The organism is Streptococcus pseudopneumoniae (assembly GCF_001076775.1).
GTDB classification, from domain to species: domain Bacteria; phylum Bacillota; class Bacilli; order Lactobacillales; family Streptococcaceae; genus Streptococcus; species Streptococcus pseudopneumoniae_G.
The window spans coordinates 25,239-47,469 of record NZ_JVGV01000007.1; the positions used below are offsets into that span (position 1 = coordinate 25,239).

Sequence of the window (22,231 nt, forward strand, 5' to 3'; positions counted from 1 at the left end):
TAAGTCAAAATTGGTGGAGACGGCAACTGAGCAAATTTCTAGTAAAATTAAGCTATCAACTTCAGTTTGCTCTCAATTTTAAAAAAGAAAAACATAAATAAATAGTTGAAAAAATTCACAGCATTCACCATTATTTTCAAGGAGAAAAACAGTGAAAAAAAGGAAAAAACTCGCTCTATCCCTTGCGGCTCTTTTGCTAGCAGGTTCTTTGGCGGGATGTGCTAGCTGGATTGATCGTGGAGAATCCATGACAGCTGTTGGCTCAACGGCTCTTCAGCCCTTGGTCGAAGCAGCAGCAGATGAATTTGGCTCTATGCACGTTGGAAAAACAGTTAACGTCCAAGGTGGAGGATCTGGTACAGGTCTGTCTCAGGTTCAGTCTGGAGCTGTTGATGTAGGAAATTCAGACGTATTTGCCGAGGAAAAAGACGGTATCAACGCTTCTGCTCTAGTGGACCACAAGGTTGCCGTAGCGGGCTTGGCAGTCATTGTAAATAAGGAAGTTGACGTTGAAAATCTGACAACTGAACAACTCCGAAGCATCTTCACAGGTCAAGTGACCAACTGGAAAGAAGTCGGTGGGAAAGACCTAGCCATCTCTATTATCAACCGTGCAGCAAGTTCTGGTTCGCGTGCCACCTTTGATAGTGTTGTTATGGATGGCCAATCTGCCATTCAGAGTCAAGAACAGGATTCAAATGGGATGGTCAAAAACATTGTTTCCCAGACACCAGGAGCCATTTCTTATCTAGCCTTTGCCTATGTGGATGACTCAGTTAAACGCATGAAGTTGAATGGCTATGAGCCGATTGCAGAAAATGTTACAAGCAATAACTGGCCTTTGTGGTCTTATGAACATATGTACACCCTAGGTCAGCCAAATGAATTGGTGGCAGAATTTCTCAACTTTGTCCTCTCAGATGAAGCGCAAAGCGGAATCGTTAAGGGAATGGGCTATATTTCTGTCAAGGAAATGAAGGTTGAAAAAGATGCTGTTGGAACGGTAACAGCACTAGAAGGGAGTCACTAATGAATCAAGAAGAATTAGCTAAAAAATTACTTTCTCCCTCAAAGAACTCTCGTTTAGAGAAACTAGGAAAAGGCTTGACCTTTGCCTGTCTGTCTTTGATTGTCATCATCGTGGCCATGATTTTGATTTTCGTAGCCCAAAAAGGCTTGTCGACCTTCTTTGTCAATGGGGTCAACATCTTTGATTTCCTCTTTGGACAAACTTGGAATCCTTCAGGTAAACAATTTGGTGCCCTTCCCATGATTTTGGGTTCCTTTATTGTCACAATCCTTTCAGCTCTTATCGCAACTCCTTTTGCCATTGGTGCGGCAGTCTTTATGACCGAAGTCTCACCAAAAGGTGCTAGAATCTTGCAACCAGCTATTGAATTGCTAGTCGGGATTCCTTCCGTCGTGTATGGATTTATCGGTTTGCAGGTCGTAGTTCCCTTTGTTCGTAGTATCTTTGGTGGAACTGGTTTTGGGATTTTGTCAGGGATTTTCGTTCTCTTTGTCATGATTTTACCGACGGTAACCTTTATGACAACCGATAGCTTGCGTGCGGTGCCTCGTCACTACCGAGAAGCTAGTTTGGCTATGGGAGCCACTCGTTGGCAAACCATCTGGCGCGTGACCTTGAAGGCAGCGCGTTCAGGGATTTTCACAGCAGTGGTCTTTGGGATGGCGCGTGCCTTTGGTGAGGCCTTGGCCATTCAGATGGTAGTTGGAAACTCAGCCGTTGTCCCAACTTCATTGACAACACCTGCTGCGACCTTGACCTCTGTGTTGACCATGGGTATTGGAAATACGGTTATGGGAACAGTTGACAATAACGTTCTCTGGTCACTGGCCTTAGTCTTGCTTTTGATGAGTTTGGCCTTCAACAGTGTGATTAAATTGATTACGAAAGAAAGAGGAAAGAAAAACTATGCACGCTAAGAAATTAGATAAAATTGCAACAGCTGTCCTCTACTCGATTGCAGGAATCATCGTTGCCATCTTGGCATCCTTGATTCTTTATATCTTGGTTCGTGGTTTGCCCCACATCTCTTGGTCTTTCTTGACTGGCAAATCATCTTCTTACCAAGCAGGTGGTGGGATTGGAATTCAGCTCTATAATTCCTTCTTCCTTTTGGTCATTACCTTGATTATTTCTGTTCCCTTATCTATGGGAGCTGGGATTTTCCTAGCCGAATATGCTAAAAAAGGTCCTGTAACCAACTTTGTCAGAACCTGTATTGAAATCTTGTCTTCACTCCCATCAGTGGTTGTAGGTCTCTTTGGTTACTTGATCTTTGTAGTTCAGTTTGAGTATGGATTTTCAATCATTTCAGGTGCCTTGGCCTTGACAGTCTTTAACTTGCCTCAGATGACTCGTAATGTTGAAGATAGCTTGAAACACGTTCACCATACGCAACGTGAGGCTGGTCTGGCCCTTGGGATTTCTCGTTGGGAGACTGTGGTCCATGTGGTCATTCCAGAAGCCCTACCAGGTATTGTAACGGGGGTTGTCTTGGCCTCTGGCCGTATCTTTGGTGAGGCGGCTGCTCTCATCTATACAGCAGGACAATCTGCTCCAGCCCTTGACTGGTCTAACTGGAATATTCTCAGTGTGACCAGCCCAATTTCTATCTTCCGTCAAGCAGAAACCTTGGCTGTCCATATCTGGAAAGTCAATAGCGAAGGAACCATTCCTGATGGAACTATCGTATCAGCAGGTTCTGCAGCTGTGCTCCTTATCTTTATCCTCATCTTTAACTTTGGAGCTCGCAAACTCGGAAGCTACCTACATAAGAAATTAACCGCTGCCTAAAGGAGAAGCCATGTCAAAATATAATTGGGATGAAAAGCATATCATCACCTTTCCTGAAGAGAAAGTGGCCCTCTCTACTAAGGATTTACATGTTTACTACGGTAAAAATGAATCCATCAAGGGCATCGATATGCAATTTGAAAAAAATAAAATTACAGCCTTAATTGGCCCTTCTGGTTCAGGGAAATCAACCTACCTCCGCAGTCTCAATCGTATGAATGATACCATTGATATTGCCAAGGTAACAGGTCAAATTCTCTATCAAGGGATTGATGTCAACCGTCCAGAAATCAACGTTTATGAAATGCGTAAGCACATCGGAATGGTCTTCCAACGCCCAAATCCTTTTGCCAAGTCTATCTATCGCAATATCACTTTTGCCCATGAACGTGCAGGGGTTAAGGACAAGCAAGTCTTGGATGAAATTGTAGAAACCTCTCTTCGTCAAGCTGCCCTTTGGGACCAGGTCAAAGACGATTTGCACAAGTCAGCCTTGACTCTATCTGGTGGTCAGCAGCAACGTCTCTGTATTGCTCGTGCCATCTCTGTCAAGCCAGATATCCTCTTGATGGATGAGCCGGCGTCAGCCTTGGATCCGATTGCGACAGCTCAGCTGGAAGAAACCATGCTGGAATTAAAGAAGGACTTTACCATCATCATCGTGACCCACAGCATGCAGCAGGCTGCGCGTGCTAGTGACTACACAGGATTTTTCTACTTGGGGGACTTGATAGAGTACGATAAGACCTCTAATATTTTCCAAAATGCCAAACTACAGTCAACCAATGACTACGTAACAGGACACTTTGGATAGAAAGGAAACAGTATGACAGAAGCGATTTTACAGGTGTCAGACCTGTCCGTTTACTACAATCAAAAAAAGGCCTTGAATAGTGTTTCCCTATCTTTCCAACCTAAGGAAATTACAGCCTTAATCGGTCCATCTGGATCAGGGAAGTCAACCCTCCTCAAGGCTATCAACCGTATGGGGGATCTTAATCCAGAGGTGACTACAACTGGTTCGGTGGTTTACAACGGCCACAACATTTACAGTCCACGTACAGATACAGTTGAATTGCGGAAGGAAATTGGTATGGTTTTCCAACAACCAAACCCTTTCCCTATGTCTATCTACGAAAATGTTGTTTATGGGCTTCGTATCAATGGAGTTAAGGACAAGCAGGTTCTGGATGAAGCGGTAGAAAAAGCCTTGCAACGAGCTTCTATCTGGGATGAGGTCAAGGATCGCCTGCATGATTCAGCTATCGGGCTTTCAGGTGGACAACAGCAACGTGTCTGTGTTGCCCGTGTCTTGGCAACAAGTCCTAAAATCATTCTCTTGGATGAACCGACTTCAGCCTTGGACCCTATCTCGGCTGGTAAGATTGAGGAAACCTTGTATGGTCTAAAAGATAGATATACCATGCTCTTGGTTACGCGTTCCATGCAACAAGCTTCTCGTATTTCTGACAAGACAGGATTTTTCCTAGATGGAGATTTAATCGAGTTTAACGATACCAAGAAGATGTTCCTAAACCCACAACACAAGGAAACAGAAGATTATATTTCAGGAAAATTTGGATAAGGAGATAAATGATGTTACGTTCTCAATTTGAAGAAGATTTGGAGAAATTGCACAACCAGTTCTATGCTATGGGACAAGAAGTGCTATCCCAAATCAATCGGACAGTGCGTGCCTTTGTTACGCATGACCGTGATTTGGCCAAGGAAGTTATCGAAGATGATGCAGAAGTAAACGAATACGAAGTGAAATTGGAGAAGAAATCATTTGAAATGATTGCCCTTCAACAACCGGTTTCTCAGGACTTGCGTACTGTTCTAACAGTCTTGAAGGCTGTATCAGACTTGGAACGTATGGGGGACCATGCTGTTTCCATTGCAAGAGCAGCCATTCGTATGAAGGGGGAGCAACGTATCCCAGCTGTTGAAGAAGAAATCAAGAGAATGGGTCGTGATGTCAAGAACTTCGTAGAAGCAGCCCTTGAACTCTATCTGAATGGTTCAGTAGACCAGGCCTATGAAGTAGCAGCCATGGACGAAAAAATCAACCATTACTTTGATAGTATTCGTGACTTGGCTACAGAAGAAATTAAGAAAAATCCAGATGCTATCGTTACAGGCCGTGATTACTTCCAAGTGATTGCCTTCTTGGAACGCATTGGAGACTATGCCAAGAATATCTGTGAATGGGTTGTTTACTTTGAAACAGGTAAGATTGTCGAACTATAAAGTATTCAAAGGATAAAATTATTGTGAAAGCTTACTTTTTAATACAGTAAGCTTTCATTGTATAGATAGTTTACTTTGTCAGAGGTGAATAATGAACTACATACAGAATATCAGAAAAAAAGTTGGAAAAGATAAAATTATTTTAAATTTTACCTGTGGAATATTAAGTCAATCAGGAAAAATTTTATTACAAAAACGAGCAGATAAAGGAACGTGGGGATTACCAGGTGGTGCTCTTGAATTAGGAGAATCGGCTTTAGAAGCTTTAGTGCGAGAGTTTTATGAAGAAACAGGAGTCGAAGTGAGGGTGGAAAAACTCTTAAATGTTTATACAAAATATTCAGACAGTTATCCGAATGGTGATGAGGCTCAAGTTCTTACAATCTTGTATTTAGTTTCATCTGAAACTTCTATCTCTATAAATTTTTTTACAAGTGATGAAACTTTAGAATTAGGATTTTTTGATCATAGTGACATACAAAATATTGCAATTGTAAACCAGCAGCATCAAGATATGATAAATGATTTTTTTGAAAATAAGTTCCCAATAGATAGATAAACTAATCACTGTATTTCTATTTTTTAGTAAATATATTTTATGAAAATGTAAGAAAAATACTTGACAAGCAACTTGGATAGCGTTATAATTATACAAAATTAACAGAGAGGTTGTTTATTTATGAAATCGAAAAAATGGATATTTGTTTTATGTAGCTTTCTTGCAAGTTTCTTCTTAGTGGCTTGCCAGTCGGGTTCTAATGGTTCTCAGTCAGCTGTTGAGGCCATTAAGCAAAAAGGGAAATTGGTTGTGGCGACTAGTCCTGACTATGCACCTTTTGAATTCCAATCCTTAGTTGACGGAAAAAACCAGGTAGTCGGTGCGGATATTGATATGGCCCAAGCTATCGCTGATGAACTTGGGGTGAAGTTGGAAATTTCAAGCATGAGTTTTGATAATGTCTTGACTAGTCTTCAAACTGGTAAGGCTGACCTAGCAGTTGCAGGAATTAGCGCTACTGACGAGAGAAAAGAAGTCTTTGACTTTTCAATCCCTTACTATGAAAACAAGATTAGTTTCTTGGTTCGGAAGGCTGATGTAGAAAAATACAAGGATTTAACTAGCCTAGAAAGTGCTAATATTGCAGCCCAAAAAGGGACTGTTCCAGAATCAATGGTCAAGGAACAATTGCCAAAAGCTCAATTGACTTCCCTAACCAATATGGGTGAAGCTGTCAATGAATTGCAGGCTGGAAAAGTAGATGCTGTTCACATGGATGAGCCTGTTGCCCTTAGCTATGCTGCTAAAAACGCCGACTTAGCTGTCGCAACTGTCAGCTTGAAGATGAAAGATGGCGAAGCTAATGCAGTTGCCCTTAGAAAAAATAGTGCTGATTTGAAAGAAGTGGTGGACAAGGTCATCCAAAAACTCAAGGATGACGGCACCTACCAAAAATATCTTGAAAAAGCGGCAACCTTAACAGAAGTTGAACAATAAGAAAAAAGCAGAGTTGGAAGTTATTCCAATTCTGCTTTTAAATAGTTTAAAACATTTTCCAGATTGTCTAGGGATACCTTGGCAAATTGATAAGGGCAGGTATCCAAGTAAGCCTCTTCAAAGAAGTCTAAGCCCAGTTGACTATGCTTGAGACTGGCAATTTTAGGATACTGTTTCAGGTCTAGTAATAAACCATCGTGTAGGGGAAAGTGAGGGAGGGGACAAGGAGTGTTAGCTAGTCTTTCCTTGATTTGTTTTTGGTAGTCTTCCTGATTGGATAAGCGAGCTAGCCGATTTTTCTCAAATAATTGACTGTCAATATAGAGTGATAAGGCCTTTTGCATGATGAGGTTGCTGTCGTAGTCTAGGATATTTTTGTAGGTCACAAAGGCTTCCTTGATAGCATTTGGAAGGATGAGTGCCGTTATCCGCAGGGCTGGAAAGAGGCTGGTTGAGAAGGACTTGATATAAATGACCAGCTCCTCTGTATCCAGATAGTGGAAGGTCTGGCCCTTTTTAGAGTCCAAATCCCCCAGATAGTCGTCCTCTACGATATAGACCCCATACTTGGCAGCTAAGTCAAGAATAGCCCGTTTGTCCTGCTCAGAATAGGAATGCCCCAGAGGATAGTGAAAACGAGGAATGGTATAGAAAAACTTGATCTTTCCTGTCTTGAAATGGCTTTCCAGTTCCTCCAAGTCAATTCCATCAATGCCTCGTTCAATCGTTTGATAGTCCAATCCCTGAGCAATCAAGAGGCGATTCATTCGATGGTAGGTCGGCTGTTCCACCAAGATTTCCTTAGCTTGGCTAGGAAAGGAAATTTGAGAGAGGATAAAAAGGGCTTGTTGGGTTCCAGAAGTCAGTACCAGTTGGTCAGCCTTGCAGTAGAGGGCTTGGTCAAAGAGGAGCTGGTGAATGGACTGTCTTAGGTCTTCTAAACCTTCTTGGTTGTCATAGTAGTTGAAGAGGTAGTTTTCTCGGCCAATCAAGGTTTCATTGACACAGAGTCGGAAATCGTCATAGGCACTGGCATGTTCATCGGTAACCTCGATTTCTAGGTCTTGATGTTGTCCTTGTTCTAGAACATAATAGCCACTCTGGGGCTTGGCATAGAGGTATTGTTCGTGCCGTAATTCCAGCAGGGCTCGTTGGACAGTATCCTTGCTACAGTGAAAGTCAAGGCTCAGTTGACGAATAGAAGGCAGGCGGCTTCCCGTCGAAAATCGTCCAGACTCGATACCATTTTTTAGATAGGAAACAACCTCTTGGTACTTGCTTTGTTTCTTCATTCCAGACCTCCCTTGATTTTGTTACATTGTACCCTTTTTTTTCCTTCTTGGCAATGTCTAGAGTGTTTCTCTCGTTCACATCTAGGGGCAAATGTGGTATACTTAGGAGTAAGATTTATAGAATAATACTCTTCGAAAATCTCTTCAAACCACGTCAGCTTCGCCTTGCAGTATATATATTACTGACTTCGTCAGTTCTATCTACACCCTCAAAGCAGTGCTTTGAGCAACCTGCGGCTTGCTTCCTAGTTTGGTCTTTGATTTTCATTGAGTATAACAGACAAGAAAGTGAATGGATAAGAACGTGCAGGAACCAGTGAAATTATTTCAATATAATACCCTTGGAGCTTTGATGGCAGGCCTTTATGGTGGTACCATGACAGTAGGAGAATTGCTGGAGCATGGTGACCTTGGTTTGGGAACCTTGGATTCCATTGATGGGGAATTGATTGTCTTAGATGGCAAGGCTTATCAGGCCAAAGGATCAGGAGATCAGCCAGAAATTGTGGAAGTATCACCAGATGCCCTTATTCCTTATGCTGCAGTAGTACCACATCAGGCAGAGGTCATTTTCCGCCAGCGCTTTGAGATGACAGACAAGGAATTGGAAGAACGAATTGAGTCTTATTATGACGGGGAAAATCTTTTCCGCTCTATCAAGATACGTGGGGAATTTTCACATATGCATGTGCGCATGATTCCCAAGTCGACACCAGATACCAAGTTTGCTGATGTCGCAACCCATCAACCGGAATATAGTCGTGATAATGTGGCGGGGACCATCGTTGGTTTCTGGACGCCAGAGATTTTCCATGGGGTTAGTGTGGCAGGCTACCATCTGCACTTCATTTCAGATGATTTGACCTTCGGTGGTCATGTCATGGACTTTGTCATCAAGGAAGGCATTATTGAGGTGGGAGCTGTTGACCAATTGGATCAACGTTTCCCAGTCCAAGACCGTCAATACTTGTTTGCTAAGTTCAATGTTGACGAGATGAAAAAAGATATTGAAAAGGCAGAATAGGAGAAGAAAATGACCATTCATATTATCATTACCATGGTGCTTTTGCTAGCTTTCTTGTTAGGGAGCATTTGGTATGCCAAAAAGAAATACCAGATTAATTTAGCTGTTTTGGGATTAGGGGCCGTAGCCTTCTTTGTCTCTTCACAGATTTTGGAAAAACTGGTGCATATCTTAGTTTTGCATCCTCAAAAAGACGGTAGTATTGCCCTCTTACAAGACCATCCGCTTGTCTATATCATCTATGGCCTAGCCATGGCAGCATTTTTTGAGGAAACTGCTCGTCTTATTTTCTTCAAATGGTTGGAGAAAAAGAGAAGTTTGGAAAAGGCAGATGCCTTGGCTTATGGATTGGGGCATGGTGGCTTGGAGTTGATTTTCCTAGGTCTTACTAGTTTGATTAATCTCTACATCGTTCTCTCAGCAGTTCAAACTCAGAATCCACAGGTCATGCAATTGCTGTCTGAAAATATGTTAAAAACCATTCAGTCACTTTCTGTCTGGCAGATTTATTTGCTTGGTTTTGAACGGATTCTGGCTCTAGGTTTCCAATTGCTTTTGACTGTTTGGGTTTACCAAGCTGTTCGCCAGAAGAAATGGATTTATCTCCTAGCAGCCTATGGCCTACATGCCTTCTTTGACCTGGCACCATCTCTAGCCCAAGTTGGCTGGCTTACAAGTCCAGTCTTAGTTGAAGTCATTCTACTAGTTGAACTGATCCTAGTTGCCTATGGAACCAAGGCTATCTTTTGCAAAAAATCATAAGAAAAAGGGGGAAACCTCTTTTTTTGTTTAAAATAAGCCCAAGATTTTTTTAGGGTCGTCAAATGGTCTTAAAAATGGTATAATGGAATGAATTTTGTAAAAGGAAGAGTGTCATGTCAGTAAAAGAAAACATGCTTGAAATCTTAGAAGGGATTGATATCCGTTTCAAAGAACCCTTGCATAGCTATAGTTATACAAAAGTAGGTGGAGAGGCCGATTATTTGGTCTTTCCACGAAATCGTTTTGAGTTGGCGCGCGTTGTCAAATTTGCCAATCAAGAAAATATCCCTTGGATGGTGCTGGGAAATGCTAGCAACATCATTGTTCGTGATGGTGGGATTCGTGGATTTGTTATCTTGTGTGACAAGCTCAATCATGTTTCCGTTGATGGCTATACCATCGAAGCTGAGGCTGGTGCTAACTTGATTGAAACAACTCGCATTGCCCTCCGTCATAGTTTGACTGGTTTTGAGTTTGCTTGTGGTATTCCTGGAAGTGTCGGTGGTGCTGTCTTTATGAATGCGGGTGCCTATGGTGGTGAGATTGCCCACATCTTACAGTCTTGTAAAATTTTGACCAAGGATGGAGAAATCGAGACCCTATCTGTCAAGGACTTGGCTTTTGGTTACCGCCATTCAGCCATTCAGGAGTCTGGTGCAGTTGTCTTATCAGCTAAATTTGCCCTAGCCCCAGGAAGCCATCCGGTTATCAAGCAAGAAATGGATCGCTTGACGCATCTACGTGAACTCAAGCAACCTTTAGAATATCCATCTTGTGGTTCGGTCTTTAAGCGTCCAGTAGGGCATTTTGCAGGTCAGTTAATTTCTGAAGCTGGCTTGAAAGGCTATCGTATTGGTGGAGTAGAAGTCTCAGAAAAACACGCAGGTTTTATGATCAATGTCGCTGATGGAACGGCTAAAGACTACGAGGACTTGATTGAGTCTGTTATCGAAAAAGTCAAGGAACACTCTGGCGTTACTCTTGAGAGAGAAGTTCGTATCTTGGGTGAAAGCAAGTAGGAAGCTGTAGTTGAAAAGCTGCTGCTATGTCATGGAAAGGGGGTGAAAGCCTATCGTCAGTGCAGAAGAATGTAGGCAGTTCAATCTCCTACGCGAGGTAGTAGCGGCCTGACAGAGCCCTGATCTGTTAATCTATGAAAAAGAAGGAATAAATGACAATTGAAAAAACCAATTATTGAATTCAAAAACGTCTCTAAAGTTTTTGAAGACAGCAACACCAAGGTTCTCAAAGATATCAACTTTGAGTTGGAAGAAGGGAAGTTCTATACTCTTCTAGGCGCGTCTGGTTCAGGGAAATCAACTATCCTTAACATCATTGCAGGTTTACTGGATGCGACGACAGGAGATATTTTGCTGGATGGTGTCCGTATCAATGACATCCCAACCAACAAGCGAGATGTGCATACGGTCTTCCAATCCTATGCCTTGTTTCCACATATGAATGTGTTTGAAAATGTTGCTTTTCCACTTCGCTTGCGTAAAATTGACAAGAAAGAAATCGAGCAGCGCGTAGCGGAAGTTCTCAAGATGGTTCAGTTGGAAGGTTATGAAAAACGTTCCATCCGTAAACTCTCTGGAGGACAACGTCAGCGTGTGGCTATTGCACGTGCCATCATCAACCAACCTCGTGTGGTTTTGTTGGACGAGCCTTTGTCAGCGTTGGACTTGAAATTAAGAACAGACATGCAGTACGAACTGCGTGAACTGCAACAACGATTGGGAATCACCTTTGTTTTTGTTACTCACGATCAGGAAGAAGCTTTGGCTATGAGTGACTGGATTTTTGTTATGAACGATGGTGAGATTGTCCAGTCAGGAACACCTGTGGACATCTACGACGAGCCAATTAACCACTTTGTTGCCACCTTTATCGGTGAGTCAAATATCTTGCCAGGAACCATGATTGAGGACTACTTGGTTGAGTTTAACGGCAAACGATTTGAAGCGGTCGATGGTGGGATGAAACCAAATGAACCTGTTGAGGTTGTTATTCGTCCAGAGGACTTGCGGATTACCCTTCCTGAAGAAGGCAAGCTCCAAGTTAAGGTGGATACCCAGCTCTTCCGTGGGGTGCACTATGAAATTATCGCCTATGACGAACTTGGAAATGAATGGATGATCCACTCGACTCGTAAGGCCATCGTGGGTGAGGAAATCGGTCTGGACTTTGAACCGGAAGACATCCATATCATGCGTCTCAACGAAACCGAAGAAGAGTTTGATGCTCGTATTGAGGAGTACGTAGAAATCGAAGAGCAAGAAGCAGGTCTGATCAATGCAATCGAGGAGGAAAGAGATGAAGAAAACAAGCTCTAAACTCTTTGTAGTGCCCTACATGATCTGGATTGCCCTCTTTGTCCTCGCACCCTTGGTCTTGATTTTCGGACAATCCTTTTTTAATATTGAAGGCCAGTTTAGTTTAGAAAATTATAAATCTTACTTTGCGTCACAAAACTTGACCTACCTAAAAATGAGTTTCAACTCTGTACTCTATGCAGGAATTGTGACCTTTGTGACCTTGCTTATCAGCTATCCAACAGCCCTCTTTTTGACCCGTCTCAAGCACCGTCAACTCTGGCTCATGCTGATTATCCTGCCAACCTGGATCAATTTGCTCCTTAAAGCCTATGCCTTTATCGGAATTTTTGGTCAGAATGGCTCTATTAACCAATTTTTGGAATTTATCGGAATCGGTTCACAGCAGTTGCTCTTTACCGATTTCTCCTTTATCTTTGTCGCAAGCTACATCGAGCTTCCCTTTATGATTTTGCCGATTTTCAATGTCTTGGACGATATGGATAACAATCTCATCAATGCCAGCTATGACCTTGGTGCGACCAAGTGGGAGACCTTCCGCCATGTCATCTTCCCTCTATCGATGAATGGGGTACGAAGTGGGGTTCAATCTGTCTTTATTCCAAGCTTGAGTCTCTTCATGCTGACCCGTTTGATTGGTGGGAACCGTGTTATTACTCTGGGAACGGCTATTGAGCAGAACTTCCTAACCAATGACAACTACGGTATGGGTTCAACCATCGGTGTAATTCTCATCTTGACCATGTTCATCACCATGTGGGTGACCAAGGAAAGGAGAGAACGATGAAAAAATTTGCCAATCTATATCTAGGACTGGTCTTTCTTGTCCTCTACCTGCCTATCTTTTACTTGATTGGTTACGCCTTTAACGCAGGCAACGACATGAATAGCTTTACAGGCTTTAGCTTGAGCCATTTTAAAACCATGTTTGGCGATGGTCGTCTTATGTTGATTGTGACTCAGACCTTTTTCTTGGCCTTCCTTTCAGCCTTGATAGCGACCATTATCGGGACTTTTGGAGCTATTTACATCTACCAGTCTCGTAAGAAATACCAAGAAGCCTTTCTTTCACTCAATAATATCCTCATGGTTGCGCCCGATGTTATGATTGGTGCCAGCTTCTTGATTCTCTTTACCCAACTCAAGTTTTCACTTGGCTTTTTGACCGTTCTTTCTAGTCATGTAGCCTTTTCCATTCCTATCGTGGTCTTGATGGTCTTGCCACGTCTCAAGGAAATGAACGGAGACATGATTCATGCGGCCTATGACCTTGGTGCCAGTCAATTTCAGATGTTCAAGGAAATCATGCTTCCTTACCTGACTCCGTCTATCATTGCAGGTTATTTCATGGCCTTTACCTATTCGCTAGATGACTTTGCCGTGACCTTCTTTGTAACGGGAAATGGCTTTTCAACCCTGTCAGTCGAGATTTACTCTCGTGCTCGCAAGGGGATTTCCTTAGAAATCAATGCCCTGTCTGCCCTTGTCTTTCTCTTTAGTATTATCCTAGTTGTTGGATATTACTTTATCTCACGTGAGAAGGAGGAGCAAGCATGAAAAAACTCTATTCATTTTTAGCAGGAATTGTAGCGATTATCCTCGTCTTATGGGGAATTGCGACGCATCTAGACAGTAAAATCAATAGCCGAGATAGTCAAAAACTGGTTATCTATAACTGGGGTGACTATATCGATCCAGAACTCTTGGAGAAATTCACAGAAGAAACAGGAATCCAAGTACAGTACGAGACCTTTGATTCCAACGAAGCCATGTACACCAAGATTAAGCAGGGTGGAACGACCTACGATATTGCCATTCCTAGTGAATACATGATTAATAAGATGAAGGACGAAGACCTCTTGGTACCTCTTGACTATTCAAAACTTGAAGGTCTTGAAAATATCGGGCCAGAGTTCCTCAACCAGTCCTTTGACCCAGGCAATAAATTCTCTATCCCTTACTTCTGGGGAACCTTAGGAATTGTCTACAATGAAACCATGGTAGAGGAAGCACCTGAGCATTGGGATGATCTCTGGAAGCCAGAGTATAAAAACTCTATCATGCTTTTTGATGGGGCGCGTGAGGTATTGGGACTAGGACTTAATTCCCTTGGCTACAGCCTCAACTCTAAAAATCCACAGCAGTTAGAAGAGACAGTAGATAAACTCTACAAATTGACTCCAAATATCAAGGCCATTGTGGCGGACGAGATGAAGGGCTACATGATTCAGAACAACGCTGCTATCGGCGTGACCTTCTCTGGGGAAGCTAGCCAAATGCTAGAAAAAAACGAAAATCTACGCTATGTGGTACCGACAGAAGCCAGCAACCTTTGGTTTGACAATATGGTTATACCAAAAACAGTCAAAAACCAAGATGCAGCCTATGCCTTTATCAACTTTATGTTGAAACCTGAAAATGCTCTTAAAAATGCAGAGTATGTCGGCTATTCAACACCAAACCTACCAGCTAAGGAATTACTCCCAGAGGAGAAAAAAGAAGACAAAGCCTTCTATCCAGATGCTGAAACCATGAAACACCTAGAAGTTTATGAGAAATTTGATCATAAATGGACAGGAAAATATAGCGACCTCTTCCTACAATTTAAAATGTATCGGAAGTAGGAGTTAGCAGTCACGAAACGAATCAGTCAAGCTGGTTCGTTTTTTAATATAAGTCAGTTTTTACAGCCCTATCTTTTTCTATTTTAGTTGCTGTGTTTAGTAATATGAAAATTGAGGATAAAAATAGTGATAAGTGAAATAACGGCGCATTTGTTTCAAGATTTTTTTATTTGTTGAATTCTATCTCCTTCATTAAAATTTTTTAAATTGACTACTAGCTACATACGCTTTTACCTCCTTTTATGCTATAATATTCTCAATAGAATCTTTAATCTTCAAATAAATATTCCTTATGGAATAATTCCGTTTTATACTGTTTAGAATATTTAAGAGGATACAATGTTTAATAATGATTCTTTTGGAGATCGTCTTAAGAAACTGAGAAAGATCAAGAAGTTAACTCAGGTACAAATTTCTGAAATGATTGGTGGATAACAAGGTACTTATTCTCGTTGGGAGAATGGAACTTTAGAGCCTAATTTAGACGCCGTTGTCAAATTAGCAAAATTATTTGATACCACGACAGATTATTTACTAGGAAAAACGATTTACAGTACTCTAGATGGTATTTCTCATCCAATCACTAGAATTGATGTGAAGAAGTTAAAAGAGTTTAATAAAACTGAACTTAATGATTTGAAATTTGCGCTTGTTATGAATGGAATAAAAAAACATTTCACTGTATTTGAATATATGGATGAGCTAGTTTCTGAATATAATTTAGACAAAGAAGAGCAAGGAATATTGCCGACTCTCTTTAAAGAGGTTTATGATTATTTTAATGCAGATTAATGGTTTATAAGATTAAGCTTCAATAGATAGAGAATAATATATTCTTGTTGAGTGATTCTATTTTATGAAGGTTGTTTGTAGTTGAAGGGGGAAATAGATGGACTCTAAAATTGATACAGCTTGGAACTTGTTTCTGGAAGGAAAAATATCAGAAGCTAAAAAGTTAGTTGAACAAGATTTTTCCATTGATACCTGTACGGATTTTAGTCTTTTAAATTTGATGGGATATTTATTATTAGCAGAAAAAGACTATGTTTCATGTACCCATATCTTTGAGAAATACATTTTATTGGCGCAACAAAATGAAGATAAAGAAAAAGAACACATTGGCTTACATCAATTAGCTATGATCTACAGAGATCAGGGGGATTTTCATAAGGCTTTAAAACTTATTGAAGATGAAGAGAAGATAGTTGAAGAGCATTTTCCAAATGATAATCTAAAGAAAGCTGTGAATAACTACGAACAGGGCTATGTGAGATTTAAATTAAACAATCTTGATGAGGCTCTTACATTCATGAATCTGTCATTGGAACAATCTTTAGAGACTGATGATGTGATTTCTCAAGCTTGTAGCTATAGAGGGTTAGGTGAAATCTATTTAGCCTTGAAAGATACGGAATTATCCAACAGACATTTCAAACGAGCTATAGAACTTTTCGAAAGTGTTGGAGAGTTTGAAGGGATAAAGGAAATTGAGGAATTGATTAATGAATGATTTGACATTTAGATTTTGCTATTAGTTTGTTTTAGTATAAACAAAGTATAAATTTCTAATTATCTTTTTATATTTTCTTAAATGCTCGTAAAGCCTTATTCTATGTGCTTTCGAGTATTTTTACTGTAGGAAGATACTTCACGTTTCTTTGCATATTTCCTCATGTCTTAGCTGTCAGAAGTGGTAAATTAGTAGTAAATTCATCTGTACTACTAAGCAACAAGACGTTCCTGCTGTTTCTTTTTTTCCAAGCGGTTCATCTCTGCCATAGCAGAATCGAATGTAGCATGTGCGTAATAGTTCAGCGTCATGTTTATATTCGCATGCCCCATAATGTACTGCAATGCTTTTGGGTTCATTCCTGCATTTGCATAGTTAGTGCAGAACGTATGACGCAAAATGTGTGGAGTGATATGGGGTAGCTTATCCTCATGATATTTATTGTATTTCTTGACAAGGTTTTTCAACATACCATTGTAATCACTTGCCACTTTAGGATAGTCTTTCCCATTGAGAAAAAGGAAATTACTATAACCATCAATCACAACACATTTACGGTTCTTCCGATTCGCCAGCACTCGCTGAAACGCTTGATAGGCTTCTTCAACCATAGGAACTTGTCGTTCGCCACTTTTAGTCTTGGGAGTTTCAATGTAGTATCCATTTTCAGTATCTCGTAGTAACTGATGGTCTACCTTGACAAGACGATTTTCAAAATCCAAATCTGGAAGTGTCAGACCGCCAAACTCTGAAATACGAAGACCCGTTTTTAAGAGTATCAGGATTTCATCATAATTCTTGCTGTAGGTCTTATCAGCTTTCGCAAAGGATAACAGCTTTTCTTCCTGCTCCGTTGTCAATGCGACTTTAGGAACAGTATCATCATCAATGACGGTATTTAGCTGGAAGTCAAAGGGATTCTTCCGAACACAATCGTCTTCAATCGCAATATAGAATGAAGCCCTTAAAGAACGCTTATAGTTATTGATGGTTTGATAAGCATATCCATCTTCACTCATTCTAATAGCCCATTCTTTAGCGTCTGATGGCTTAATACTGTCAATACTTCTTACACCTAACTTGTCTTTCTTCAAAATATCCATAAGATATTTGCGTCCAGTTTCAGTGTTTTTTCTAACCTTTGGTCTTTGAGCGTTCTGTTTTGCGTAAAGCTGGCAGAGTGTCATTTTCTTTCCTACAACATCAATACCATCATGAATGTCTTTCTGTAACTCTGCGATTTTCTCTCTAAGTGAGATACAATCACGCTTTCCTGCTGGTACTCGGTCTGTAGCCACAAGTTTCCACGAGTAAACAAATTGCGGTTCTCCAAATGAATCTATATATTTGTATAAGTATCTTCCGTCTTTTCGTTGGCTCTCTCCAGTCTTTAAGATTCGACCTTTATTGTCACGTCTTTTTTCTGACATGGCATTTGCTCCTTTCCTTTATGGAAAGAGCCTTGATACGACTTAATACTATTTTATCATATACAAGACCCTTTGGCGACGCTAGATTGCGTCCAATGTATCTATAATTTTTTCAAATTGTTTTCGTTTAATCTGAATACGATTGCCATTCATAATCAGCCAATTTGCATTTTTATTTTCCTCTGCCAAGCGTCGTAGCTTGTTTTCGCCAATACGAAAATATTTTGACGCTTCTTCAATGGTTAGGGTATAACGTTCCCAAATAGGAATGTCAGTCTGCTTCATAAAATCCTCCTTTCCAAATCACTTATTTGGATTTCATAAAAGTTGTTTTACCAGCAATCGAACAGCTTTAGCAAAGCTCACGGGAGTTCCACCCCTGCATGGTTCTCATGTAGCCATACTCATTGCCTGCGACGGTTTTATCACGCTCGGACTATTGACTGTATGGGAGTATCATTATCACGATAAGAATGTCGTTGCAGGCAATCCTGCTAAAGATTGCTTCTCGGATCACTAACATGAATCGCTCGCTATCTTTATAAGATAGGTCATGGCGGTTAGTTCCGTTGGCTCTTTTCTTATCGAAACGTATTCGATTACTTTTATTCAGTTTTCAAAGAACAATGGCTCGTTAGCCTATCAAAACACATTGAAAGCTCAATATGCTTTGGTGGAATAACAAACCTCCCTGTTCGGGAAGCGTGGAATGGTTTAGCACGCTTCCACGAAAGGAGAGAGGATATTACTTAATTTCAAATGACAAAATCTTTGTAATCAGTCTGGTTTCCATTCTTCCACGTAAGACTTCATCAACGACCATACTTTGATTGCCATATTCATCTTTCATAAGTCGTAGGGAACGCTTCGTTATGTACCCTCTGTAATGATGTAGAATCTGGTTAATCGCTTCGGTATCGCCATCTGTTGCCTTTACAATGAGAGGAAAGGGAATCATAGGATATTGTGTTTTCATTCTTCAAATTCCTCCATAAACTTTTTAATTAAGGCTAGTCCACTGGTTCTATGCCGATAGACAGTAGAACGGTTCAATTTCAACAGGTCTGCAATTTCTGAATCGCTCATGTCCATAAAGTAAAACAGCAGTAGAATTTCACGTTTCTTGTCTGGCAACTCACGTAATGCTTCACTCAACAAATCATTTTCAACGCCTACTGATAACCCATTGAGTGTAAAAATCTGAAAGTCAGTTGAATAGTTATCTGTTGTCGCAAACTGGCTAACAAGATAATCGCCAACATCCGAAAAGGACACCTCACGCTTTGCAATCCTTGAAAGATAAAGCATATAATTCTTTCGCTCGTCTTCCATAGCACGTTTACAGATATAGTCAAACTGATTTTCTATTGTGGTCTGAAAAGAAGATGGTTTCATGTTTCTCACCCCCTTTCTGTCTAGGAAAGGAAGTGAGCCTTGCTCGTTTATCTCCTTTCACTCTTAGTCCCAATGTGAAAGGGGGATTTGTTGCATTACTGATAAATAAACTTTGTAAAAAAGTTCTGAATAGCCAAAAAAGCATATAAACAGATTTATTTCTCTGTTTACATGCTTCTGTTATTCTATCTATATGATTTATAAAACCACATTGGTGGACGTACTTATCTATTGCAGATAGACGACTTTTTTTGACAAGAACCCAATGTAAGGAAATTTATTGTATATGATGTACTTCATGGCGACGTTGACCTCCAACAAACCGCCATTTGGAAGTAATATACAATATTTTAACAGCGTAAATAGCACTACCATATAACGGTTTTTTTTATTGGCGTTTAGTAGTGCTTTTTATTAAATATAAACCTATAAACCATATAACACGTTTTTCTATACCTGTTTTTAATTCAGTAGGAACAATAAAATGTATAGAGGTGGTCTACTATGCGTAAAAAAGAAGATAAATATGATTTTAGAGCCTTTGGTTTAGCCATTAAAGAAGCTCGATTGAAACGAGGTTTAACTCGTGAACAAGTGGGAGCATTGATTGAAATTGACCCACGGTACTTAACTAATATTGAAAATAAAGGGCAACACCCCAGCATACAAGTTCTTTATGACCTTGTATCGTTACTTCATGTTTCCGTTGATGAATTTTTCTTACCTGCTAATAACTTGGTAAAAAGCACCCGACGATTACAGATAGAGAAATACATGGATAGCTTTACAGACAAAGAACTATCCTTAATGGAATCTTTAGCCAGCGGTATCAACGAAGCAAGAAACATCGAAGACTAATTAAAAGAATCCATACATAACGGAAAGAGCCGATAAAATGAGATTGTATTAATCTCATTTTATCGGCTCTGCGTCTTTGCGTCTGGCTCTGTAATCACAGTTACTTTGAACTGCTTTATTTCAATTAAATTTTCTTGTCTGCATTTCGGACAATAGAGGGGGAATTTTTTTAATTCAGTATCTTCCCTTATCTTTAATCGTGTTTTATTTCCACATACAGGACACAATATCCACTTGTAGTTTATAATAACTATCTCCTCCTTTACACTTTAATTCAAATCTTTATTAAAAAATATTTCATCTTATTTAACAAGAAACCATATTTATATAACAACATAAAATACACTAAGTTATTTTATTGAACATATATCGTACTTTATCTATCCGACTATTTGGACGACGGGGCTGGCAAACAGGTTCACCGGTAGTAACATGGTACCCTTTTAACTCTGTTAAACAAACACTACGTCCATTTGTAAAGAAAGTTAAATCACTACGATATTCTTGAATACACCGAGCAGGGATTTCTCCACTAAGAATGACCTCATTATTTTTCAATTGAGTGTCTACGATGTTCGCACAATATTTAGGAGCATCGTTGTATGCTCGTGAAAGATATTCCTGTGGCGCATAAATTTTAAAACTAAGATATGGCTCTAACAATTCTGTTCCAGCTTTTTTTAAGACTTGTTCCAATACAATAGGAGCAAGCATCCGAAAATCTGCTGGGGTACTAACAGGGCTATAGTATAAGCCATACTTAAAACAGATTTTACAATCCGTCACATTCCAACCATATAATCCTTGTTCGCAACCATAGCGTATCCCTTCCATAACTGCATTTTGAAATGATTGATTTAAGTATCCAAGAGAAACCGAGCTCTCATACTGCATTCCACTTCCCAACGGAAGCGGTGATACAGATAAACCAATGGAAGCCCAGAAAGGATTTGGCGGCACTTCGATGTGAATGGTATATTCTGCATTTTTTAACGGTCTCTCCATATAAATGACTGTAGGCTCTTTTAGTTCTATCTCCACATGATACTTTTCTTGCAACAGTGCACTAATCACTTCCATTTGTACTTTCCCTAAGAAAGAAAGTATAATTTCATGTGTCGTAGAATCCACGTAATATCGTAGAAGCGGATCACTATCTGAGATTTCCAAAAGGGCATCAAGCAACATTTCTCTCTGTTCAGGTTTACTCGGTTCAACAGTTGTTTGTAGTAGAGGGTGCGGATTTTCAATCTTTTTTCTCTGTGGCAATAGTTTTGTATCTCCAAGAACACTATTTAACTTCAAAAACTCATTTTGCAAAATAACAATTTCTCCAGAATAAGCTCTATCAATCTTACATAATTCACCATTTATTGAAGTATACATTTCTGTAACTTTTATTTTTTCTTTTTCTGATACTCTAACCGAATCTCGTAAATGTAGTACTCCACTATAAAGGCGTATATATGCAAGACGTTGTCTTTTTTTTGTATATTCAATTTTGAAAACATTTCCGCAAAGTTCAGACGGACCTCGATGTGTTGATGAATAAAATTTATTCGTAATCACTTCTATAAGGTTATCAATCCCTATATTGTTTTTTGCACTTCCGTGATAAACAGGGAACAGGGAACAATTATGAAATCTTATGCTTTCCTCTTGTTCGAGTTCCAATGCTTCTAATGATTTACCGGACATATATTTCTCTAAAAGGTCATCGTTTCCCTCTATTACCGTATCCCATTGTTCAGATTCGGTAAAGTTCGTCACACACATATTAGGATACAGTTCTACCTTCTGTTTGATTACAATTTCGGCAGAAAGTTTCTCTTTAATATCCTGATAAACCGTTGATAAATCAATTCCATTTTGGTCAATCTTATTGATAAAAAAGATTGTGGGAATCCCCATTTTCCTAAGTGCATGAAATAATATACGAGTTTGTGCTTGTACGCCATCTTTTGCAGAAATCAGTAGAATTGCCCCATCTAAAACTGATAATGAACGATATACTTCTGCTAAGAAATCCATATGTCCTGGCGTGTCTATGATGTTCACCTTCGTATTTTCCCACTGAAAAGAGGTTATTCCTGTCTGAATTGTAATTCCTCTCTGACGTTCTAAAAGCGTATTATCCGTCCTCGTTGTACCTTTGTCCACGCTTCCTAATTCTGTAATCGCTCCACTGTTATATAATAAGCTTTCTGTTAAGGTAGTTTTTCCTGCATCAACATGAGCTAAAACTCCAATATTAATAATTTTCATGTGATTTTCCTCCATTCAAAAACCCAAAAGGGCATAAAAATCCCAGTGATAAATACTTTTATCACTGGGATTTTTATGCATAACCATAGGTATACAAAGCATACAGATATTCTCTGGATACTTTAGAATCACATGATAAAGGTATTCTTAAACTGGGTACAAAAAACTA

The 22,231-nt window shown here is 39.9% G+C and carries 25 protein-coding genes and 2 pseudogenes; 19 read left to right on the forward strand and 8 right to left on the reverse strand.

The annotated features are described in order from the left end of the window. Positions 1 to 151: 151 nt before the first annotated feature. The 8 genes from ADJ60_RS01055 to ADJ60_RS01090 all read left to right on the forward strand — a co-directional run bounded on the left by ADJ60_RS01055 (position 152) and on the right by ADJ60_RS01090 (position 6,566). Positions 152 to 1,030 (forward strand): phosphate ABC transporter substrate-binding protein PstS family protein, encoded by an 879-nt coding sequence (locus ADJ60_RS01055; RefSeq protein ID WP_049542864.1) that lies wholly within the window; start codon positions 152 to 154, stop codon positions 1,028 to 1,030. Continuing rightward, positions 1,030 to 1,947 carry a phosphate ABC transporter permease subunit PstC gene (pstC, locus tag ADJ60_RS01060; protein ID WP_001070902.1) on the forward strand — a complete coding sequence of 306 codons (918 nt, stop codon included), beginning with the start codon at positions 1,030 to 1,032 and terminating at the stop codon, positions 1,945 to 1,947. The genes ADJ60_RS01055 and pstC overlap by 1 nt, the downstream gene beginning before the upstream one ends. Then, a complete protein-coding gene (pstA, locus tag ADJ60_RS01065) occupies positions 1,937 to 2,821 on the forward strand; it encodes a phosphate ABC transporter permease PstA (RefSeq protein WP_000543046.1) in 885 nt (294 codons plus the stop codon). The genes pstC and pstA overlap by 11 nt, the downstream gene beginning before the upstream one ends. 10 nt (positions 2,822 to 2,831) lie before the next feature. Continuing rightward, positions 2,832 to 3,635, forward strand: coding sequence for a phosphate ABC transporter ATP-binding protein PstB (pstB, locus tag ADJ60_RS01070; protein ID WP_000049848.1), 804 nt, complete (start codon positions 2,832 to 2,834; stop codon positions 3,633 to 3,635). 12 nt (positions 3,636 to 3,647) lie between these two features. Beyond that, positions 3,648 to 4,406: a phosphate ABC transporter ATP-binding protein PstB gene (gene pstB / locus ADJ60_RS01075; protein WP_049542866.1), complete on the forward strand. Its 759-nt coding sequence runs from the start codon at positions 3,648 to 3,650 to the stop codon at positions 4,404 to 4,406. A gap of 11 nt (positions 4,407 to 4,417) precedes the next feature. Next, positions 4,418 to 5,071, forward strand: a complete 654-nt coding sequence (gene phoU, locus ADJ60_RS01080) for a phosphate signaling complex protein PhoU (protein ID WP_000946460.1) — start codon at positions 4,418 to 4,420, stop codon at positions 5,069 to 5,071. 91 nt (positions 5,072 to 5,162) lie between these two features. Further along, positions 5,163 to 5,630: an NUDIX hydrolase gene (locus ADJ60_RS01085; RefSeq protein ID WP_049542869.1), complete on the forward strand. Its 468-nt coding sequence runs from the start codon at positions 5,163 to 5,165 to the stop codon at positions 5,628 to 5,630. A 120-nt stretch (positions 5,631 to 5,750) separates the two neighbouring features. Next, a complete protein-coding gene (locus ADJ60_RS01090) occupies positions 5,751 to 6,566 on the forward strand; it encodes an ABC transporter substrate-binding protein (RefSeq protein ID WP_000837373.1) in 816 nt (271 codons plus the stop codon). Positions 6,567 to 6,586: 20 nt separating this feature from the next. On the opposite strand, the gene ADJ60_RS01095 is transcribed toward ADJ60_RS01090, so the two are convergent. Further along, entirely contained in the window at positions 6,587 to 7,858 is a 1,272-nt protein-coding gene (locus tag ADJ60_RS01095; protein WP_049542871.1) for a PLP-dependent aminotransferase family protein, read from the reverse strand. Between the two features lie 292 nt (positions 7,859 to 8,150). On the opposite strand from ADJ60_RS01095, the gene budA reads away from it, so the two are divergent. The 9 genes and pseudogenes from budA to ADJ60_RS01145 all read left to right on the forward strand — a co-directional run bounded on the left by budA (position 8,151) and on the right by ADJ60_RS01145 (position 16,114). After that, positions 8,151 to 8,882 (forward strand): acetolactate decarboxylase, encoded by a 732-nt coding sequence (gene budA / locus ADJ60_RS01105; RefSeq protein ID WP_000360295.1) that lies wholly within the window; start codon positions 8,151 to 8,153, stop codon positions 8,880 to 8,882. A 9-nt stretch (positions 8,883 to 8,891) separates the two neighbouring features. Next, on the forward strand, positions 8,892 to 9,644 hold the full coding sequence (locus ADJ60_RS01110; protein WP_023946322.1) for a YhfC family intramembrane metalloprotease: 753 nt from the start codon (positions 8,892 to 8,894) through the stop codon (positions 9,642 to 9,644). A 113-nt stretch (positions 9,645 to 9,757) separates the two neighbouring features. Continuing rightward, on the forward strand, positions 9,758 to 10,663 hold the full coding sequence (murB, locus tag ADJ60_RS01115; protein WP_000111599.1) for a UDP-N-acetylmuramate dehydrogenase: 906 nt from the start codon (positions 9,758 to 9,760) through the stop codon (positions 10,661 to 10,663). Between the two features lie 159 nt (positions 10,664 to 10,822). Then, complete coding sequence (locus tag ADJ60_RS01120; protein ID WP_000742900.1) at positions 10,823 to 11,980, forward strand: ABC transporter ATP-binding protein; 1,158 nt, start codon at positions 10,823 to 10,825, stop codon at positions 11,978 to 11,980. After that, complete coding sequence (locus ADJ60_RS01125; protein ID WP_049542872.1) at positions 11,961 to 12,767, forward strand: ABC transporter permease; 807 nt, start codon at positions 11,961 to 11,963, stop codon at positions 12,765 to 12,767. Before ADJ60_RS01120 ends, ADJ60_RS01125 begins: the two co-directional genes overlap by 20 nt. Next, the gene (locus ADJ60_RS01130; protein ID WP_000712740.1) at positions 12,764 to 13,537 is read left to right on the forward strand and encodes an ABC transporter permease; all 774 of its coding nucleotides are present in this window, start codon (positions 12,764 to 12,766) and stop codon (positions 13,535 to 13,537) included. The genes ADJ60_RS01125 and ADJ60_RS01130 overlap by 4 nt, the downstream gene beginning before the upstream one ends. Then, positions 13,534 to 14,604: an ABC transporter substrate-binding protein gene (locus ADJ60_RS01135; protein ID WP_049542875.1), complete on the forward strand. Its 1,071-nt coding sequence runs from the start codon at positions 13,534 to 13,536 to the stop codon at positions 14,602 to 14,604. Before ADJ60_RS01130 ends, ADJ60_RS01135 begins: the two co-directional genes overlap by 4 nt. 339 nt (positions 14,605 to 14,943) lie before the next feature. Beyond that, positions 14,944 to 15,396, forward strand: a pseudogene (locus ADJ60_RS11935) (helix-turn-helix domain-containing protein). A gap of 97 nt (positions 15,397 to 15,493) precedes the next feature. Next, positions 15,494 to 16,114, forward strand: a complete 621-nt coding sequence (locus tag ADJ60_RS01145; RefSeq protein ID WP_049542878.1) for a tetratricopeptide repeat protein — start codon at positions 15,494 to 15,496, stop codon at positions 16,112 to 16,114. 212 nt (positions 16,115 to 16,326) lie between these two features. Here the strand turns inward: ADJ60_RS01145 and ADJ60_RS01150 are convergent, their stop codons facing one another. Both ADJ60_RS01150 and ADJ60_RS01155 read right to left on the reverse strand, forming a co-directional pair. Beyond that, positions 16,327 to 17,544, reverse strand: coding sequence for a tyrosine-type recombinase/integrase (locus ADJ60_RS01150; RefSeq protein ID WP_049542880.1), 1,218 nt, complete (start codon positions 17,542 to 17,544; stop codon positions 16,327 to 16,329). Between the two features lie 81 nt (positions 17,545 to 17,625). Next, the gene (locus ADJ60_RS01155; protein ID WP_000814511.1) at positions 17,626 to 17,829 is read right to left on the reverse strand and encodes an excisionase; all 204 of its coding nucleotides are present in this window, start codon (positions 17,827 to 17,829) and stop codon (positions 17,626 to 17,628) included. Here ADJ60_RS01155 and ADJ60_RS11710 point away from each other — a divergent pair. Beyond that, positions 17,813 to 18,064, forward strand: a complete 252-nt coding sequence (locus ADJ60_RS11710) for a hypothetical protein (RefSeq protein ID WP_001845478.1) — start codon at positions 17,813 to 17,815, stop codon at positions 18,062 to 18,064. The two genes, ADJ60_RS01155 and ADJ60_RS11710, sit on opposite strands and share 17 nt — an antisense overlap. Positions 18,065 to 18,289: 225 nt before the next feature. Here ADJ60_RS11710 and ADJ60_RS01160 read toward each other — a convergent pair whose 3' ends face one another. Next, positions 18,290 to 18,520 carry a helix-turn-helix domain-containing protein gene (locus ADJ60_RS01160; protein WP_000857133.1) on the reverse strand — a complete coding sequence of 77 codons (231 nt, stop codon included), beginning with the start codon at positions 18,518 to 18,520 and terminating at the stop codon, positions 18,290 to 18,292. Next, positions 18,517 to 18,939, reverse strand: a complete 423-nt coding sequence (locus tag ADJ60_RS01165) for a sigma-70 family RNA polymerase sigma factor (protein WP_000804885.1) — start codon at positions 18,937 to 18,939, stop codon at positions 18,517 to 18,519. Before ADJ60_RS01165 ends, ADJ60_RS01160 begins: the two co-directional genes overlap by 4 nt. 504 nt (positions 18,940 to 19,443) lie before the next feature. Between ADJ60_RS01165 and ADJ60_RS01170 the strand changes: the two genes are divergently transcribed. After that, a complete protein-coding gene (locus ADJ60_RS01170; protein ID WP_001227347.1) occupies positions 19,444 to 19,797 on the forward strand; it encodes a helix-turn-helix transcriptional regulator in 354 nt (117 codons plus the stop codon). 59 nt (positions 19,798 to 19,856) lie between these two features. On the opposite strand, the gene ADJ60_RS10900 is transcribed toward ADJ60_RS01170, so the two are convergent. The 3 genes and pseudogenes from ADJ60_RS10900 to ADJ60_RS11940 form a co-directional block, all read right to left on the reverse strand. Beyond that, complete coding sequence (locus ADJ60_RS10900; RefSeq protein ID WP_000336323.1) at positions 19,857 to 20,024, reverse strand: cysteine-rich KTR domain-containing protein; 168 nt, start codon at positions 20,022 to 20,024, stop codon at positions 19,857 to 19,859. A gap of 118 nt (positions 20,025 to 20,142) precedes the next feature. Beyond that, the gene (gene tet(M) / locus ADJ60_RS01175) at positions 20,143 to 22,062 is read right to left on the reverse strand and encodes a tetracycline resistance ribosomal protection protein Tet(M) (protein WP_000691727.1); all 1,920 of its coding nucleotides are present in this window, start codon (positions 22,060 to 22,062) and stop codon (positions 20,143 to 20,145) included. A gap of 15 nt (positions 22,063 to 22,077) precedes the next feature. Continuing rightward, positions 22,078 to 22,125 (reverse strand): annotated as a pseudogene (locus ADJ60_RS11940) (hypothetical protein); the annotation flags it as partial. Positions 22,126 to 22,231: the final 106 nt, after the last annotated feature.

Bases quoted from the DNA above. Each gene is read 5' to 3' on its own strand.
- pstC (WP_001070902.1), top strand. From the start codon at position 1,030: ATGAATCAAGAAGAATTAGCTAAAAAATTACTTTCTCCCTCAAAGAAC.
- pstA (WP_000543046.1), top strand. From the start codon at position 1,937: ATGCACGCTAAGAAATTAGATAAAATTGCAACAGCTGTCCTCTACTCG.
- pstB (WP_000049848.1), top strand. From the start codon at position 2,832: ATGTCAAAATATAATTGGGATGAAAAGCATATCATCACCTTTCCTGAA.
- pstB (WP_049542866.1), top strand. From the start codon at position 3,648: ATGACAGAAGCGATTTTACAGGTGTCAGACCTGTCCGTTTACTACAAT.
- phoU (WP_000946460.1), top strand. From the start codon at position 4,418: ATGTTACGTTCTCAATTTGAAGAAGATTTGGAGAAATTGCACAACCAG.
- ADJ60_RS01085 (WP_049542869.1), top strand. From the start codon at position 5,163: ATGAACTACATACAGAATATCAGAAAAAAAGTTGGAAAAGATAAAATT.
- ADJ60_RS01090 (WP_000837373.1), top strand. From the start codon at position 5,751: ATGAAATCGAAAAAATGGATATTTGTTTTATGTAGCTTTCTTGCAAGT.
- ADJ60_RS01095 (WP_049542871.1), bottom strand. From the start codon at position 7,858: ATGAAGAAACAAAGCAAGTACCAAGAGGTTGTTTCCTATCTAAAAAAT.
- budA (WP_000360295.1), top strand. From the start codon at position 8,151: ATGGATAAGAACGTGCAGGAACCAGTGAAATTATTTCAATATAATACC.
- ADJ60_RS01110 (WP_023946322.1), top strand. From the start codon at position 8,892: ATGACCATTCATATTATCATTACCATGGTGCTTTTGCTAGCTTTCTTG.
- murB (WP_000111599.1), top strand. From the start codon at position 9,758: ATGTCAGTAAAAGAAAACATGCTTGAAATCTTAGAAGGGATTGATATC.
- ADJ60_RS01125 (WP_049542872.1), top strand. From the start codon at position 11,961: ATGAAGAAAACAAGCTCTAAACTCTTTGTAGTGCCCTACATGATCTGG.
- ADJ60_RS01130 (WP_000712740.1), top strand. From the start codon at position 12,764: ATGAAAAAATTTGCCAATCTATATCTAGGACTGGTCTTTCTTGTCCTC.
- ADJ60_RS01135 (WP_049542875.1), top strand. From the start codon at position 13,534: ATGAAAAAACTCTATTCATTTTTAGCAGGAATTGTAGCGATTATCCTC.
- ADJ60_RS01145 (WP_049542878.1), top strand. From the start codon at position 15,494: ATGGACTCTAAAATTGATACAGCTTGGAACTTGTTTCTGGAAGGAAAA.
- ADJ60_RS01150 (WP_049542880.1), bottom strand. From the start codon at position 17,544: ATGTCAGAAAAAAGACGTGACAATAAAGGTCGAATCTTAAAGACTGGA.
- ADJ60_RS11710 (WP_001845478.1), top strand. From the start codon at position 17,813: ATGTCAGTCTGCTTCATAAAATCCTCCTTTCCAAATCACTTATTTGGA.
- ADJ60_RS01155 (WP_000814511.1), bottom strand. From the start codon at position 17,829: ATGAAGCAGACTGACATTCCTATTTGGGAACGTTATACCCTAACCATT.
- ADJ60_RS01160 (WP_000857133.1), bottom strand. From the start codon at position 18,520: ATGAAAACACAATATCCTATGATTCCCTTTCCTCTCATTGTAAAGGCA.
- ADJ60_RS01165 (WP_000804885.1), bottom strand. From the start codon at position 18,939: ATGAAACCATCTTCTTTTCAGACCACAATAGAAAATCAGTTTGACTAT.
- ADJ60_RS01170 (WP_001227347.1), top strand. From the start codon at position 19,444: ATGCGTAAAAAAGAAGATAAATATGATTTTAGAGCCTTTGGTTTAGCC.